12 protein-coding genes are annotated in these 16,577 nt (G+C 51.3%); 5 read left to right on the plus strand and 7 right to left on the minus strand.

Features of this window, described 5'->3' with window-relative positions; all coding sequences use genetic code 11:
* The first annotated feature begins 88 nt into the window (after nt 1-88).
* From A0W33_RS15645 to A0W33_RS15660, 4 genes are all read left to right on the plus strand, one after another.
* The gene (locus A0W33_RS15645; RefSeq protein ID WP_068839048.1) at nt 89-1,429 is read left to right on the plus strand and encodes a glycoside hydrolase family 2 TIM barrel-domain containing protein; all 1,341 of its coding nucleotides are present in this window, start codon (nt 89-91) and stop codon (nt 1,427-1,429) included.
* Between the two features lie 234 nt (nt 1,430-1,663).
* Entirely contained in the window at nt 1,664-2,419 is a 756-nt protein-coding gene (locus A0W33_RS15650) for a nucleotidyltransferase (protein ID WP_068839049.1), read from the plus strand.
* Nucleotides 2,420-2,422: 3 nt separating this feature from the next.
* Entirely contained in the window at nt 2,423-3,166 is a 744-nt protein-coding gene (locus A0W33_RS15655) for a metallophosphoesterase family protein (protein WP_068839050.1), read from the plus strand.
* Between the two features lie 176 nt (nt 3,167-3,342).
* On the plus strand, nt 3,343-4,413 hold the full coding sequence (locus A0W33_RS15660; protein WP_068839051.1) for a fatty acid desaturase family protein: 1,071 nt from the start codon (nt 3,343-3,345) through the stop codon (nt 4,411-4,413).
* A 660-nt stretch (nt 4,414-5,073) separates the two neighbouring features.
* Here the strand turns inward: A0W33_RS15660 and A0W33_RS15670 are convergent.
* From A0W33_RS15670 to A0W33_RS15690, 5 genes are all read right to left on the minus strand, one after another.
* Nucleotides 5,074-5,334, minus strand: coding sequence for an acyl carrier protein (locus A0W33_RS15670; RefSeq protein WP_068839053.1), 261 nt, complete (start codon nt 5,332-5,334; stop codon nt 5,074-5,076).
* Between the two features lie 155 nt (nt 5,335-5,489).
* On the minus strand, nt 5,490-8,669 hold the full coding sequence (locus tag A0W33_RS15675) for an efflux RND transporter permease subunit (RefSeq protein ID WP_068839054.1): 3,180 nt from the start codon (nt 8,667-8,669) through the stop codon (nt 5,490-5,492).
* Nucleotides 8,670-8,701: 32 nt separating this feature from the next.
* On the minus strand, nt 8,702-9,754 hold the full coding sequence (locus A0W33_RS15680; RefSeq protein ID WP_068839055.1) for an efflux RND transporter periplasmic adaptor subunit: 1,053 nt from the start codon (nt 9,752-9,754) through the stop codon (nt 8,702-8,704).
* 20 nt (nt 9,755-9,774) lie between these two features.
* Complete coding sequence (locus tag A0W33_RS15685) at nt 9,775-11,139, minus strand: TolC family protein (protein WP_229802313.1); 1,365 nt, start codon at nt 11,137-11,139, stop codon at nt 9,775-9,777.
* Nucleotides 11,140-11,214: 75 nt separating this feature from the next.
* Nucleotides 11,215-11,676, minus strand: a complete 462-nt coding sequence (locus A0W33_RS15690) for a GbsR/MarR family transcriptional regulator (RefSeq protein ID WP_229802315.1) — start codon at nt 11,674-11,676, stop codon at nt 11,215-11,217.
* A gap of 301 nt (nt 11,677-11,977) precedes the next feature.
* On the opposite strand from A0W33_RS15690, the gene glgP reads away from it, so the two are divergent.
* Nucleotides 11,978-13,633 (plus strand): alpha-glucan family phosphorylase, encoded by a 1,656-nt coding sequence (gene glgP, locus A0W33_RS15695; RefSeq protein WP_068839056.1) that lies wholly within the window; start codon nt 11,978-11,980, stop codon nt 13,631-13,633.
* Between the two features lie 156 nt (nt 13,634-13,789).
* Here glgP and A0W33_RS15700 read toward each other — a convergent pair whose 3' ends face one another.
* Nucleotides 13,790-15,253 carry an aminoacyl-histidine dipeptidase gene (locus tag A0W33_RS15700; protein ID WP_068839057.1) on the minus strand — a complete coding sequence of 488 codons (1,464 nt, stop codon included), beginning with the start codon at nt 15,251-15,253 and terminating at the stop codon, nt 13,790-13,792.
* Nucleotides 15,254-15,466: 213 nt separating this feature from the next.
* Nucleotides 15,467-16,522, minus strand: coding sequence for a ferredoxin--NADP reductase (locus A0W33_RS15705; protein WP_068839058.1), 1,056 nt, complete (start codon nt 16,520-16,522; stop codon nt 15,467-15,469).
* Between the last annotated feature and the right edge of the window lie 55 nt (nt 16,523-16,577).

Raw genomic sequence — 16,577 nt, forward strand, 5'->3', positions numbered from 1 at the left:
GTCAATTGTGTACTTAGAACATGTAGAAAGGTTATACGTAAAGAAACTGATTTCACTAATTGAGTTGCACTAAATTTACACTTTTTACATGCTTCAACCCTTGTTCGGGAAGCTCCTGCCAAAACTTGTTTGCATTTCTTTCATCATCTTAACCCTTGCTGCCTGTAAAGCCGATCCAGACCTAGCTAACAAGTATAAACAACAGGGGCGCAAGGTGGAAGTGGTGCAAAAAGGAGATGCCTTTGTGCTGCTGCGCAATGGGGAGCCATACTTCATCAAAGGCGCAGCCGGTTATGATTTTTACGGACGCCTGAGCAAGTATGGCGGTAACTCCGTGCGGGTATGGCATACCGAGAATGCACAGGCGGTGCTGGACTCGGCACACAAGTATGGCCTGACGGTAACACTGGGTCTTTGGATGGCCCGGGAGCGCGAAGGCTTCAACTATTATGACAAAGAACTGGTGGCACAGCAGACCGAGCGGTTACGGCAGGAGGTGCTCAAGTATAAAGACCACCCGGCCCTACTGATGTGGGGCGTGGGCAACGAACTGTACGCCGAGGGATCTAACCTGAAAGTATGGGATGCGGTGAACCAGGTGGCGGAGATGATCAAGAGGGAAGACCCGGAACACCCAACCACCACCACGGTTATGAACGTGCCCGACAAGGTGATTAACCTTATTGCCGATCGCTGCCCCGCCCTGGACGTGCTTTCCATCAACTCCTTTGCAGCCTTGCAGGAGGTACCGGCCGCATTAAGTGAAACAGACTGGAAAGGGCCCTATATCGTGTCAGAGTTCGGCGCCAGGGGTTATTGGGAAGCGTACTACACCTGGTGGATGGCGCCTATTGAACAGACCAGTTCCGAAAAGGCAGAATTCGCCCGTAACCAGTATGAGCAAACCGTGCTGACCGACACGAAGCGCTGCCTGGGCTCCTATGTGTTTATGTGGGGGAGCAAGCAGGAAACAACGCCCACCTGGTTTTCACTTATCAACAAGCAGGGGGAGGAAACAGCACTGGTGCAGGAAATGCGTGCGCTCTGGGGCGATACAACCAACTTCAACAAGGCACCCTACATCGCTTACCTGCAGCTGGACGGAAAATTTGCCAACGATCAGATTTACCTGCGGCCGGGCAAAAAATTTGAGGCGCTGACCTTCACTTTCGACCCTGATGGCGATATGTTGGACCTGCAGTGGGAGGTGCTGCCTGAGGCGGAGACCAGCGATGGCAACGCCGACAAGCAGGAAACCCCGGCGGCAGTGCCTCAAATGCTGGGAAAACAGCAAGGCAACAGCCTCTGGTTGCACACACCTCAAAAAGAAGGTGCTTACCGGCTTTTTGTTTATGTGCGGGACGGGCACCAGAACATAGCCACAGCCAACATTCCTTTCTTCGTGTCGAACAATCCGCTTAAAGAATAATATAAATAAAGTTCAATTTTGTGATAGCAAGAAGGTGCTTGGCTGACTTTTATGGAAGATATAGACCTCTCTAACTACAAACAGGCAACAAACAGTGGTGTATTTTAGTAAAAGAACCCTACGCACCACAATGATCCTGTGAACTAGTGTCCTCTTATACTTAAGAAGCTGCTCCCGGCATCGGTGGGCTGTCGCCTGACGGCGGCTTTCAATAACTTATGGAGATAAAGCAATATGGCTAAAGTAATAGAATTGCAAGAAGGCATTCACCGCCAGGCCGCCCACGATTTTTACCGGGAGGCGCTTGGTATTCTTTCGAACAGTGATGCCGATTTTATGGTGGGAGGGGGATTTGCCCTGCGCCTCTACACCGATATTATGCGCGATACCAAGGACCTGGACATCTTTTGTAAATCGGGCGACACGCCGCGCATCCTCAAGGCTTTTAAAGAGGCAGGGTACGAAACAGAACTGACTGACGCCCGCTGGCTGGCAAAGGCCATCAACGGCGACAATTTCATGGATATCATCTTTAATAACCCTGGCAACCACTGCGCTGTGGACGATGAGTGGTTTGCCCGCTCCACCTCAAGTGAGCTGCTGGGCATTAAGGTGAAGGTGATACCTGCCGAAACGCTGATCTGGTCGAAGTTGTACGTGCAGAACCGCGAGCGCTTTGATGGCGCTGATATCAACCACATTATTTTGCGCTACGGCGATAAACTGGACTGGAAGTGGCTCTGGCACCACATGGACGTGCATTGGCAACTGCTTTTGTCGCAGGTGCTGTCGTTTCAGTTTGTGTATCCCTCAGAGCGCGATCTTGTGCCGAGGTGGCTTTTTGATGAGCTGATGGTACGGGCGCAGGAACAGTTCGATATGCCGCCGCCGAAGGAGAAAATATGCCGCGGCCCGCTCATCGATCAAACCCAATATGCAACCGACATCACAGAATGGGACTATAAGGTAGTTACCATCAGATCTGTTTAATTTATGGACAACACAGAAAAGAAGATTACAAGAATTGCTGCAGTAGGGGATATACATGTGCGGGAGACAGACAGCGGAGAGTGGGAAAAGTATTTTGCGGAAGTCTCGAAGCAGGCGGACGTGTTGCTGCTGTGCGGCGACCTGACGGACACGGGCCGGACGGCCGAAGCCGAGATCCTGGCCGATGAGTTGAAGGCATGCTCCATACCCGTGGTGGCTGTGCTAGGCAACCACGACTATGAGCGGGACAACCAGAAAAGCATCCGCAAGGTGCTAACCAAAGCCAAGGTGCACTTGCTCGATGGCGATAGCATTGTGATCGGGGATGTTGGGTTTGCCGGCGTGAAGGGCTTCGGCGGCGGTTTTGACCGGGGTATGCTTGGTATGTTTGGCGAACCGATGATCAAAAGCTTTGTACAGGAGGCTGTGGATGAATCCCTGAAACTGGATAGTGCCTTGTCGCGCTTGGAGGGGGAATACGTGGATATCAAAATGATAGCCGTGCTGCATTACTCGCCTATCCGCGCGACTGTTGTAGGGGAGCCGGAGCAGATTTTTCCTTTCCTCGGCTCCTCCAGATTAGCTGAGCCGCTAAACCGGCGGGGTGTGCAGGCTGCTTTTCATGGGCATGCCCACATTGGCACACTGGAGGGCGAAACGACCAAAGGAGTGAAGGTGTTCAACGTGTCCAAACCCATCCTGCAGCGCGAAGGTTTTGAGCCACCCTTTTATATTTTTCAAGTATAAATAGCTGCTCCTGCTGCTTCTGCCGCGTATAGGCTTCGCTGTGCCGAACAATAATTTCTGGATTGGACCGATTGCCGCTAAACTATTGTTGAAAAATTAAGTTTACCTTTATACCCGGTTTTAGCACATCCTCATTTTTTTTCAGCTAAGCCACTTAGTACAAGTAATATCAATTTATGGCAGCACCCAAATTTCAAGCACAAAAAGACTCTTTTCACGCGGAATTAAAGAGAAGAATAAACGACTATTTTCAGGAGGAAGGCATCGCCACCACTGGCAATTACAAGCTCTACACCAAAGCTATCATCCTGACTGTTAGTTTGCTGCTGATCTACACGCACCTGGTTTTCTTTACACCGGCCTCTGCCTTGCTTGGGCTGGTGGAGTGCGCGCTGCTGGGAGGTTTAACGGCCGCCATTGGCTTTAACGTGATGCACGATGGCTCCCATGGCAGTTTCAGTAAGAAAAAGCGCTTGAACGAGATGGCGGGTTTGTGCCTGAACGTGCTGGGGGCGAATGAGTTTATGTGGAACACCAAGCACAATGTTATTCACCATGCCTATACAAATATTGATGGTGTGGACGATGACCTGGATGCAGGCCCGTTTCTAAGACTCTGCGAGACGCAGAAACTGCGCAAGATTCACCGCTACCAGCATTTATACTTCTGGGCAGCTTATTCCATGCTTTTCTTTTTCTGGGTGTTTTTCTCTGATTACCAGAAATACTTCACCAAAAAAGTAGGGGCAATGCCGCTTCGCAAGATGAAGACATCTGACCACATCACGTTTTGGGGCTTTAAAGTACTGCACATCGTGTTCTTCGCGGTGCTTCCCATTTATACCGTTGGCTTCCTGCCATGGCTACTCGGCTTCCTGACTTACGGCGTTGTTACGGGGTTTGTGATGAGCATTGTGTTCCAGTTGGCGCATACGGTTCGGGAAACACACTTTCCGGTTGCCGTGCAGCCTGCTAACAAACTGGAAGATGAGTGGGCGGTGCATCAACTGAAAACCACAGCTAACTTTGCCACTAACAATAAACTGGTGACCTGGTTTGCCGGTGGGCTAAACTTCCAGGTAGAGCATCACCTGTTCCCGAAGATCTCACACATCCATTACCCGGCGTTAAGCAAAATAGTGGCTCAGGCATGTGCCGAGTTCAATGTGCCTTACCACAACATTCCTAACATGCGCCGTGCAGTTATGTCGCATGTCATGCACTTAAAGCAACTTTCAAGGGCATAAGGCTCCTGACACCAAGTATAAAGTATAGAAAAGGCTGCCCCTTTCGGGGCAGCCTTTTTTTGTGTGGATGCTACGGATTATTAATACTTCTCTATACTTTGATTCGCTTGAGTTACCCCCTAGCCTCTCTTGAGTAGGAATAATCCGCAGAAGTAGAACACCCCTGTAGTCCCCTCAAGGGGACAGTTATACTTGTTGCATAGGGAAGACAGTGGCTAGTGGAACTGTGTTCAGTCCTTGGGTGGGGGTAGGGGCCCTCGAAAAAGAGCGCCTTGTAATTGATGCGGTGCCCGAAGGGCAGCCTGCAGCGCAGCGGTGGCAGCTTCAATTGCACCGCGCGATGCCCTATATGAGCGGGGCCCCTTCCCCCAGGACGGGGCCCCGCTCATATAGGGCCCCTACCCCAGCCGTGAACGCTCCAAAGGTAGAAGTGAAGCAATAGGTATTAGGGAGCTGGAGTTGGAGGGTCAGCAGCAGCCTGAAAGGATAGCTTATTCGCAGATGCGGAAGCTGTGGCTATGGAAGTATAGCCGAAGCAGTCGATGGCACAAGCGGACGCTGGGAGCTGTAAAGTATGGATACATCAAAATATGCATCTCAACACAAAAGGGGCCGCTGTTGATACAGCGGCCCCTTTTGTGTTGTGGCTTAGTAGAAGTGCTACCCCGCCTGCTTTATACTTTGGTTGTACACATAGTTAACAAAGTCGTCGATGGAGTAGACCGGCACTTCATCCGGGATTGTCAGCTGGTAAGTTTTTTCTACGGCCAGTATAATATCCACCACATCCACTATGTCGAAGTCAAGTTTAGTGAAATCTCTAACCTTCAGAAGCCGGCTGGGGTTTACTTTTTTGATGGAGCTGATGATGTTCACCAGTTCATCTTGAATTGCCTGTGTCGTGTTCGTTACATTTTTCATGGCATTAAGGGTAAGTTGAGGGAAGCCAGTTGGCTATAAGGGTGCTGCGAGACAGCAGCTTTACTTGTGTTGTTGTAGGCAGACATAAAGATTGCGGAAGCCAGGAGCCTCCGCAATCTTGCTACCATCAGTATGTATAAGAAAACAGGTTCATTTTAGTAAGTATGAGAGTGGCTCATCTTGGACTCTTCGAGCATCGCTGTTTCATGCTCCAACTCTTCCATTGTCTTGTCTTCCAGCTCAATCACAGTCTTCTTATCCAGGCCGAACTTGGCAAGTATACGGTCAAAGCCGTAGTAGATAATCGGCACCACGATCAGCGTCAGGAACATGGAGGAGCTTAGACCACCGATCAAGGCCCAGGCCAGACCGTTCTTGGTTGCAGCCACCGAGCCACCTGCCAGGGCAATCGGCAACATACCAATTACCATCGCCAGCGTTGTCATCAAGATCGGACGGAAACGTATTCTCACCGCTTCTGTCAGAGCCTCTTTCACTTCCACGCCTTCATCCTTCAGCTTGTTTGTAAAGTCCACCACCATGATGGCGTTCTTGGCTACCAGACCAATCATCATAATAATACCAAGTATAGAGAAGATACTCAATGACTGGCCAGCAAGCGCAAGGGCCAGCAAGGCACCGATGATCGCTAAAGGAATAGAGAACAATACCACCAGCGGGTACACATAGGAGTCGTAAAGGGCCACCATGATCAGGTACACGAAGATGATGGAGGCAAGCAGGGCAATACCCAGCGTGCCAAAACCTTCGCTCTGGTTTTTGAGGTCACCGCCCATTTCAACACTCACACCTGCTGGCATATCAATTTCTGCTAACTTAGCCTGGATATCTGCACCAATGGAACCAGCCGGACGGCCGATTACCTGTGAGTTCACGTTTACCGAAGTTACACGGTTGTAACGCTCCAACTGAGATGGTCCAGTAGATTGACGAATATCAGCAAACTGCGCCAGGCGCACCAGTTGTCCCTTGTTGTTCACGAAAGACAGGTTAACGATGTCATTCACGCTGCGGCGGTCAAACTCGTCGAGACGGATGTTGATGTCGTAGTCTTCAGTGCCGGAACGGAAAGTAACATCAGAGTTACCGCTAAAGGCCAGCTGCATACTTGCACCCACATTTTCCAGCGACAGACCTACATTCGCCATCTTGTCACGTTCCACCACCACTTCAATCTCAGGGTTACCACCTTCTACCGATGTTTCTGTGTCCACAGTACCTTCCACTCCTTCTACAATCTGCATTACCTGCTGTGAGAAAGCCATCACGCTATCCAGGTTAGAGCCGGAGATGATGATCTGGATGGGAGCCTGCGAGTTTCCTACCAAGCCTACCGGAACCGGTGTTACTTCCACATCAGGCAACTTGCTTTCGATGTCGGCTTTGGCCTGACGGCTGAACTGATTGGTGCTGAAATCACGCTGCTTCACGTCTACCAGCGTTACCGAAACGTCCGCTTTGTAGGCTGTGTTCTGGCCTGCCTGCGCCGAAGAAGTGGTACCTACCGTGGTAAAAACCTTCTCCACTTCAGGTATGGCCTGCAAGTATTCTTCTACCTGGCGCGTGGCAAAGTTTGTTTGCTCCACCGTCGCGTTTTTAGGCAACTCCAGCTGTAAGCTTACCTCACCACGGTCGCCGGCTGGGATAAACTCCGAACCGATAAAGCCGAACGGCACCAAGGCGAATGAGGCAAAAAGCATCAGCATAGTTACTGCCAACGTGATGAACTTGTGGTTAAACGCCCACTTCAGCGCAGCTGTAAAGCTATCAATAATTCTATCAAGTAAACGCTCGAACGAAAGTATAAAGCGTCCGAAGAAGTTCTTGTCAGAGATATGCTCCAGGCGCGAGAAACGGCTGGCAAGCAGCGGAATCAACGTAAAGGCAACGAACAAAGAGATCATCGTTGCTATCGCTACCACCACTGCAAACTGGCGCAGGATATCGGAAACCAGACCAGTAGACAGCGCAATTGGGATAAATACCACCACAATTACCAAGGTGATGGACGTTACCGTTGCCATGATCTCGCGGATGCCGTCATAAGCGGCCTGTGCGGGCTTTTTGCCCATCTCCATGTGGCGGTGAATGTTCTCAATCACCACAATGGCGTCGTCCACAAGTATACCTACCACCAGCGAGAGTGCCAGCAAAGACATCAGGTTAAGGGAATATCCCAGCAGATACATGGCAATAAACGTAGCCACCAGTGATGCCGGAATAGAGACCATTACAATCACGGCGTTTCGCAGCGAGTGCAGGAACAGCAACATCACAATAGCCACAAGTATTACGGCAATAACCAAGTCGTGTATTACTGAGTCGGCAGCCTCCAAAGTAAAGTCAGAGGAGTCGCTGGCCAGGTTAAACTTCAGACCCTGATCTGCATACGTTTGCTCCAGTTCGGCAAGCGCCTCTTTTGTCAGGCGGCTTACTTCCACGGCGTTGGCATCCGACTGCTTCTGAATGGTGATACCCACAGAAGGGTTCGCATTTACACGTGTCAGTACCTCCACATCTTTCTGCGTATCCTGTACTTCCGCTACGTCAGCCAGGCGTACAATGCCGTTCTGGTCTTCGCGGATGATCAGGTTGCGCAGTTGGTCCAGCGAGTTGAATTTACCAGCCAGACGGATCTGCGTCTGCCCGCTTTCCTGCTTGATCTTACCTGTAGGGAAGTCCAGGTTGGAGTTGCGGATTTTCTGCTGCACCTGCAGGATAGACAAGTCATAGGCTGCCAGTTTATCGGCGTTGATGTTCACCTTAATCTCGCGCTCCTGGCCACCAAGTATTTTTATGGCGGCCATGCCTTGAATACGCGACAGCTCCGGCTTGATCTTCTTGTCGATCAGGTCATAGAATTCTGTAGGCGACAAGTTGGCCGTAGCACCCATCTTGATGATGGGCAGGTCGTCCAAGTCGAATTTGTTCATCGTAGGCGCATCCGCATCTTCCGGCAATTTCGCCAGAATGGTGTTTACCTTTCGCTGCGCATCCTGCAGGGCCAGGTCCACGTTAGTGCCCTGGTTCAGGTTGATCACAATCATGGAAAAGCTCTCCAGAGAGGTACTCTTCATCTCCTTCACGTTTTCCAGTGAGGCAAGGGCATCCTCGATCTCCTTCGTCACAGAGTTTTCCACCTCGTTAGGCGAAGCACCGGGATAAATAGTGGTTACAGTGAGTACCGGAGGGTTAAACTTCGGTAGCAGCTCGTAGTTAAGCGCCTGGTAGCTGACCACCCCGAGCAGCGTGAGGACGGTAAAAACCACCACCACCAGGGACGACCGCTGTATGGATAATTTAGTTATGTTCATTTCAGGATTATCTTAAAAGAAGTGTTTCTTTGTTAAAGCACTGTTACTTTGATGCCTTCGCGCAGGTTAATCTGGCCGCTCTGCACAATCTGCTCACCTGGCTGCACGCCTTCCAGCAGCTCTACTTTGTCTTGTGTTACTGTTCCCACTTTTACCTGGCGCAGTGTGGCTTTGCCATCTTTCACCACGTACACGCTTGGGTTCTGTATACTACCCACAATGGCCTCGCGCGGTAACAGCTGCGCATCGCGCTCGGCGGCTACATCAAAGAAGGCGGTGCCATACATGCCGGCACGCAGGTTGTTGTTAGCGGCGTTTTTCACTTCCACTTCCACGTCAAACTTCAGGGTAGGGTCGGCCTGTGCCGCGATGGCTGTCACCGTTCCTTCATACTCCTGGCCTGAACCGGCATCGGCTTTCACGGTTACCTTATCACCTTTGTTGATCAGCAGCACTTCGCTTTCGTTCACCTTTACTTTCAGCTTCAGCTTGTCCACGTTCACAATGTCGTACAGCTTCGTGCCCGGGTTCAGGTAAGAGCCAATTTCCACATAAATCTCGTTGATCTCGCCGCTGATTGGCGCAGTGATGCGTGTCTTGTTCAGGCGCTGACGGGCAGCAACCAACTGAGCCTGCGTAGACTTTGCAGCCAAACGGGCGTCCTCCAACTGTCGCTGGGTGATGGCGTCGCCGGCAGCCAGGTTCTCGAAGCGCTCCAGGTCTTTCTTCGCTTTCTCAGCATTGGTCTGTGCCGTGGCCAGGTCGGCGGCCATGGTGTTGCTTTCTACCTGCAGCAGCAATTCGCCGGCTTTCACCTTGTCGCCCTTGCGCTTCAGCACACGCTGTATCTGGCCTTGTGTCTCTGATAAAAGTGTCAGGCTCTGGATAGGGGCAAAGTTACCCTGAGCCGTGAAAGATTTATCCAGCTTGGTATTCTCCACCTCTGTAACAGTTACCGGAATAGCATCACTTTTAATTTCTGCTACTGCTGCATTGGCCGCCATTTGCTCCTTATTATCCATCAGTTTGAAACCAACGGCACCCAGAATCAGGATTACAACTACTATATAGATTATCTTTTTCATTTTGGATTTTGATGTATATCTTATTTAACTAATATTTCTAATTCTCCTGCTGCCTGCAGGTAATCCAGCTGGGCGATTTTATACTTTAGTCTCTCGTTATTCAGATTTGTTTTGGCCACACGCAAGCTTACTTCTGCATCAAGCAGGTCACTAAGCGGTGCCAGCGCCTCCTTATAGAGTTGGTTGGTCATGTCGTACACTTCCTGAGCTAGCTGCACATTTTCTTCCTGTGCGTTAATGTTGTTCTGGCTGGTACTCAACTGGCTCAGGGCATTGCTTAGCTCTACCTGTGTGTTCTTGTTGTATTGCTGGATATCCAAATCCATCTTTTTTAGCTCCACCTGGCGCTGCTGTACCTGAGCCTTCTTGCGCAGGCCGTCGAATACAGGTATGTTAAGCTGTAAACCTACCTGTGAGTTCGGAGACCACATGGCATCAGAGTTTCCAATCATCTGGCCATCGTACTGCGACTGATAGTTGTAGTTGCCAAAGGCGCTCAGAGAGGGGTAATAACCTGCTCTGATGTTTTCAATCTCATACGCCTTCAGTTCTTTTTGCTTGTTTAGAACCCTAAGCTCAGTACGCGCTGTGGCTGCTTCGCCAGCCGTGCCCAGTGTTGGCAGCTGCTCCAGCAATACCTCTTCAGCAGTGCCTTGCAAGGCTATTTGCTCATCGAGCGGCATGCCCATGAAGAACTTCAGTACATTCAGCTGCTGCACATAGGCCGCCTCCAGGTTTGCCTTCTGGTTCTCCAGGTTGATCTTGTTCACCTTTATGCGGTTTACATCCACCTTTTTAACCAGGTCGTTTTTGTACTGCAGTGTTAGTATCTTTTCAAGCTGGTTCAGCTTATCTAAGTTGGCGTTGATGCTGTTAAACTGCTCCTCGGTTTGCAGCACTTGGTAAAAAGCGCTGCCTACATTGTAAATCACATCTTCGGTAGCCATTTCTTTGCGAATACGGTACAGGTCTCCGGCGCTTTTAGCGGCTTTCAGCCCCACAAAGTATGATTTGCTGAACAGCAGCTGAGAAACTGATATACCACCCTGTACAGTGTTGTCTGTGCCCATTGGCTTAATAAGTGGACCTGTACCTTCTGGGTTGAAGTCAGCTGGTAACGCAATCATTGTTTTTTCAAGGGTTCTTACCGCTGTTCCTTTTATATCCACCTGCGGTAACCCGGCGCTTCTGGCTTCGTTGATTTGGTACTTCGCACCAAGCTCATCATAGGATGCCTTCTGAATGTCCTCATTGTGCTCAAGCGCATACTTTATACTTTCCTGTAGTGTAAGCTCCTGTCCCCGGCTGCTTTGTACAGGCCCCTGTGCAAAAGCAGGATGCAGAAACAGCGATAGCGCTCCTACTATAAAAAACTTTTTTATCACGGTATATTTTGTTTTGAATTGTTTATTTATTATTAGTTAGTTCTGAAATTAGAGAACTAAAAAGGGTAAATTTTTTTATTTCTGCTGTTCCCACCGCTGCAGCAGGCCCGGTAGTTCCGTTTTCAAGTACTTAAGAAAATCTGCCAGCTCCTGTATGTCTTTGTTATACTCTGGTGTGTTTGAGGATCGCTGGGCCACTACCTCGTTTAGTGTCTCTGAGAAGGCAGTGATGTTGTCGATTTCCTTTGTCACCAGCTCACGCCACCTGCCCAAGTTCAACCGGAAGTAACGCTTGCGGTCTCCGTTAAAGGTGATATAGTCTAAGCGGTTTAGCTGTTGCAGGAGGTTTAAGGCATTGCTCGTGGCACTTTTGCTGATGCACAGGGTTTCGCGGATCTCGTCGAAAGTGAGCTCGGGCTTGTCCGATACGTAAAGCAGGCCAATGATGCGACCTGCCGCTGGTTGCATTCCACTTTTCTCCTGGAATACACCAATCTGCTCTATCAGCGCCTGTTGCTTTTCGGTTAGGTTTATCATGCTACTTATCTTGTTCTCTAGTAAGAACAAGGCAAAGGTACAAATAGGTTCTTTTGGTTCCTAATTTTGAGAACTAATATTTTTTTCCCTCCATTCGCCCTCTGTGCCCTGCAAAGGTACTACCGGATTTTGTTATTGCAAGTCATGGTGCCTGATAGCCAGTTGTTGTTAACTTTACGATCCTAATTAGCCATACTTGCGTACGTTTTACTTGCGTGCCTAAGTTTGGCGCGTTCCTGAATCCCGCTGAAGGAGAGAATCATGCGTGGTTTCAGTCATTTTACAATTAAACAGAATATATATGGCATCCGAGTATAGCAGGTGGTATCACCCGTACGAGATTAACGACAAGTATAAAAAGAGAGTAGCTTACTTCAGCATGGAGTTCGGTATTGACCAGGCGCTGAAGATTTATTCCGGCGGCCTCGGCTTTCTGGCAGGTTCGCACATGCGCAGCGCCTACGAGCTCAGGCAGAACATGATCGGTATCGGCATGCTCTGGAAGTATGGCTATTACGACCAGCAGCGCAACGAGGACCTGACCATGCGCCCGCATTTCCAGGAGAAGAACTACTCTTTTCTGGAGGACTCTGGAATTACGGTGCGTGTGCTGGTGGATGAGCACCCGGTGCTGGTAAAGGCCATGGTGCTGAAGCCGGAGGTGTTCGGCACCATCCCAATGTACTTCCTCACCACCGACATTCCAGAAAACGACCACCTGGCCCGCACCATCACGCATCACCTCTACGATCCGGAGCAGCGTGCGCGCATTGCGCAGAGCATTGTGCTGGGGATAGGCGGCGCGAAAGTAGTGGAGGCCCTGGGCGGCTCCGATATTTACCACATGAACGAGGGGCACGCCCTGCCGCTGGCTTTCCGCCTGTTTGAAGTATACGGCAAGCTAAGCGAGATCCGCAAGCGATTGGTGTTTACCACGCACACGCCGGAGAAAGCCGGCAACGAGGAACACGACATCCACCTGCTCGATGACATGAGCTTCTTTAACGGCGCTTCTATTGAGGAGGTGCGCGAACTGACGGGCATGCACGGGCAGATGTTCAGCCATACCCTGGCAGCCCTGCGCCTGGCGAAGGTGGCCAACGGCGTTTCGCAGCTGCATGGCGAGGTATCGCGTGATATGTGGTACGAAAACGAGGGCGTTTGCGAAATTAAGGCCATTACGAACGCGCAGAACTTTAACTTCTGGACGGATATGGAGCTGTGGCATGCACAGGAGCGGGATGATAACGCAGCCATGACCAGGCGAAAGGAAGAGCTGAAACGCGTGATGTTTAAAGAGGTGGCCGACCAGGCAGGAAAGCTTTTCAGGCCGGATGTGCTGACAATTGTGTGGGCGCGCCGCTTTGCCGCTTACAAGCGCGCTGATTTGCTGGTGCGCGACATGGAGCGCTTCATGAAGCTGATCTCGAATAAGGAGATGCCGGTGCAGGTGATCTGGGCCGGAAAGCCTTACCCATTCGATTACGGCGCCATCAATATTTTCAACAAGCTGGTTAAAATGTCGCAGGTACTGGACAACGTGGCGGTGCTGACGGGCTACGAGATCGAGCTGTCGCGCAAACTGAAGCAGGGATGTGATATCTGGCTCAACACGCCGCGTCGCCCACGCGAGGCCTCCGGAACAAGCGGCATGACGGCCTCTATGAACGGAGCCGTGAACGTGTCGGTGCAGGACGGCTGGTTGCCAGAGTATGCCCGAAACGGGGAAAACAGCTACGTGCTGCCTGTTGTGGATACCACCATGCCTGACGAGCGGCAGGACGAGCAGGACTATAACAACCTGATGAACCTGTTGGAGAACGAGATAGTGCCAACTTACTACCGCGACCGCGAACGCTGGCTGTACATCATGAAGCAGAGTATGCGCAACGTGGTACCGCAGTTTGAGTCGAACCGCATGGCACATGAGTATTACGAGCAGCTGTTTAATAGCTAGTTTTTTGGTAGCAAGTAGCACGACACACGATTTAAGACAAAGGGTTTAGTAAAAACAGACCTAAAGAAGAGGGCCGTTCAAACTTGAACGGCCCTCTTCTTTTAAATGAATAATGATTCTATACTTAAGTTCGTGATACATGCATCGTGCTACGCATTACACCTTCTCCGGAATACGCTGCAGGGTGTCGAGCAGGAAATCCCAGTACTTCTGCACTGAGCTGATCTGTACTTTCTCGTCAGGGGAGTGAGCGCCGCGGATGTTTGGTCCGAAGGAGATCATTTCCATGCCCGGATAATTAGCACCAAGTATACCGCACTCCAATCCGGCATGGCAGGCGCTTACTTCCGGTTCGCTGTTAAACTTGCTGCGGTACAAATCGCTCATTAACTGTATGATAGACGCGTCTGGGTTAGGCGCCCAGCCAGGGTAGGAGCCATTTAAAGTTACTTCGGCTCCAGCCAACTCTAGCGTGGCCTGTATGGCAGTGGCCAGGTCTTCTTTCTCTGAGTCTACAGAGCTGCGGGTAAGGCAGAGGATTTTGTAGCTGCCATCCTTCACTTCCACGCGCGCCACGTTGTTGGATGTCTGCACCAGGCCTGCAATTTCTGGGCTCATGCGGTAGATACCGTTGGGCGTAGCATAAATGACGCGCAGCAGGGTAAGCGTAAAGGCTTCGTTCGCTACCTGATCCGGGGCGTCTGCCGTTTCTAACACGATCTGCAGGTTCGGATCGGTGGCTTTGTACTCGGCTACAAGTATGGCTTTTTGTGTGGCCACATACTTCTCGAACGCATCCTTGTCGCCTACAGCCACCGCAACAATTGCCGAGGATTCCCTTGGGATCGCATTGCGAAGTCCGCCGCCATCAATCGAACTAACCCTCAGGCCGAACTGCTTCACCGCGTTGTGCAGCAGGCGATTCACCAGCTTATTTGCGTTGCCGCGGCCAAGTATGATGTCCATACCTGAGTGGCCGCCGGTCAGGCCTTTGACGATTAGTTTGTAGCCCGCCATACCTGCCGGTGTTGCCTCCTGTGTATAGGTGCCTGTTGCCGTCACGTCCACGCCGCCTGCGCAGCCAATGGTCAGTTCACGGTCGTCCTCAGTATCCAGGTTCAGGAGGATGCTGGCATCCAGCAGGCCGCCTTTCAAGCCAAGGGCACCCGTCATGCCTGTTTCCTCATCGATGGTGAACAGCGCTTCGATGGCAGGGTGCGGAATATCTTTGGATGCAAGTATAGCCATGATGGTAGCGACGCCAATGCCGTTGTCCGCGCCGAGGGTCGTGCCGCGGGCTCTTACCCAGTCCTCATCCACGTACATGTCGATGCCCTGCGTGTCGAAGTCAAACGCGGTATCGTTATTTTTCTGGTGTACCATGTCCAGGTGGCTTTGCATGGCGACGGTCTGGCGGTTTTCCATGCCCGGCGTGGCAGGCTTTTTAATGATGACGTTGCCCGTCTCATCCTCCAGTGTCTCCAGCCCTAGTTTCCGGCCAAATTCTTTCATGAACCGGATCACCCGTTCTTCTTTTTTAGAGGGGCGCGGGACAGCGTTTAAATCGGCGAAATTCTCCCAAAGTGCTTTGGGCGCTAAGTTGCGTACTTCAGAACTCATAGTTTTTTGTTTTATGTTCCAGATGGTAGCAGGCGCTGCTGCAGGCTTAAAGGTACAAAATTCAAGCTGGAGAAAAGCGCCTGCCGCAGGTTTTCAGCTTTAGGCTGAGTGGTGGAGCAATGTAATCTTCAAAGTATAAAAAGGTTTGCCCAAGTATAAACCCGGAGAGGCTCCCTCATACTTAACGTAAGCTCAATGGGTAGGCAGGGGCTGTCAGGGAGTTTCCAGCTGCACATCACCACCCACCGGATACCCCACACAGGTCAGTACGAGCCCTTTTGCCAGGTCCTTCTCGGTGAGCACCTCGTTGTACGACATCCATACTTTACCGCTGGTGCAACGTGCCGTGCAGTTGCCACATTTGCCAGCCTCGCAACTATAGGGCATGGGCAAACCTGCTTTTCGGGCGGCCCGAAGAATGGTGTCCGGATACTGCACGGTTAACGCATGCGCTTTGCCTTTTGAGTAAAGCGTAACCCGATGCGGCCTCGTGTCCGGTGGCTGTTGCGCCACGGCTACTTTGCTGGTGTTGAAGTTTTCGCGACGGATGTTCTGTTGCGGCACGTTCGCCTGGCGCAGGGCGTAATAACACATGCGCATGTAGTTAAAGGGGCCGCAGAGATAGCACAGGATTTGCTCGGGTGCCGCGGTGGCATGCTGGCGCAGGAACTGAAGCAGCAGGTCGCGGTAGAGCCTGGCCCGCACCAGGTCTGGAGAGTTGCTGTACAGGAATTCAGTGGTAAACCGGTCCGGAAAGGCATCAGCCAACTGTTGTAACTCTTTTCGGAAGATGGCGTGGGCGGGTGTGCGGTTGCTGTAAATAAGCGTGACCCTCAGGTGGGGCTGTGTGTGCAAAATCGTTTTCAGCAGCGAATAAACAGGGGTGATGCCGCTGCCGGCGGCAATCAAAAAAACGTGCCGGTACAGCTGCATGTCCTCCGGCAGCACGAAGAGGCCCGCGGCTCCGGCGGCGTACAGCACATCGCCCACCTGTGCCTCATCCACCAGCTTTCGGGAGAAAAACCCGTTTGGGATGCGCTTTACCCCAATGCCCAGCGGCTCCTGCAATGCCGGGGAGGAAGTGATGGAATAGGAACGCCGCTCCTCCCTAAAGCCATCGGTGTGTACCAGCGTCAGGTATTGCCCGGCACTGTAGTTCAGTGGTTTGTCCGGCGCAAGCAGGAACGTTTTGAAATCGGGGGCCTCTGCCTTTATTTCTGCAATCGTGAGGGTGTAGTAGTCTTTGCTGTCTGCTGAGTGCTCTGCCATAGTAGGAATTCATACGCAGGCTTCGTTCGATTGGTGCATCATCCGGACATTTGCC

It is taken from the genome of Pontibacter akesuensis (assembly GCF_001611675.1).
GTDB classification, from domain to species: Bacteria; Bacteroidota; Bacteroidia; order Cytophagales; family Hymenobacteraceae; genus Pontibacter; species Pontibacter akesuensis.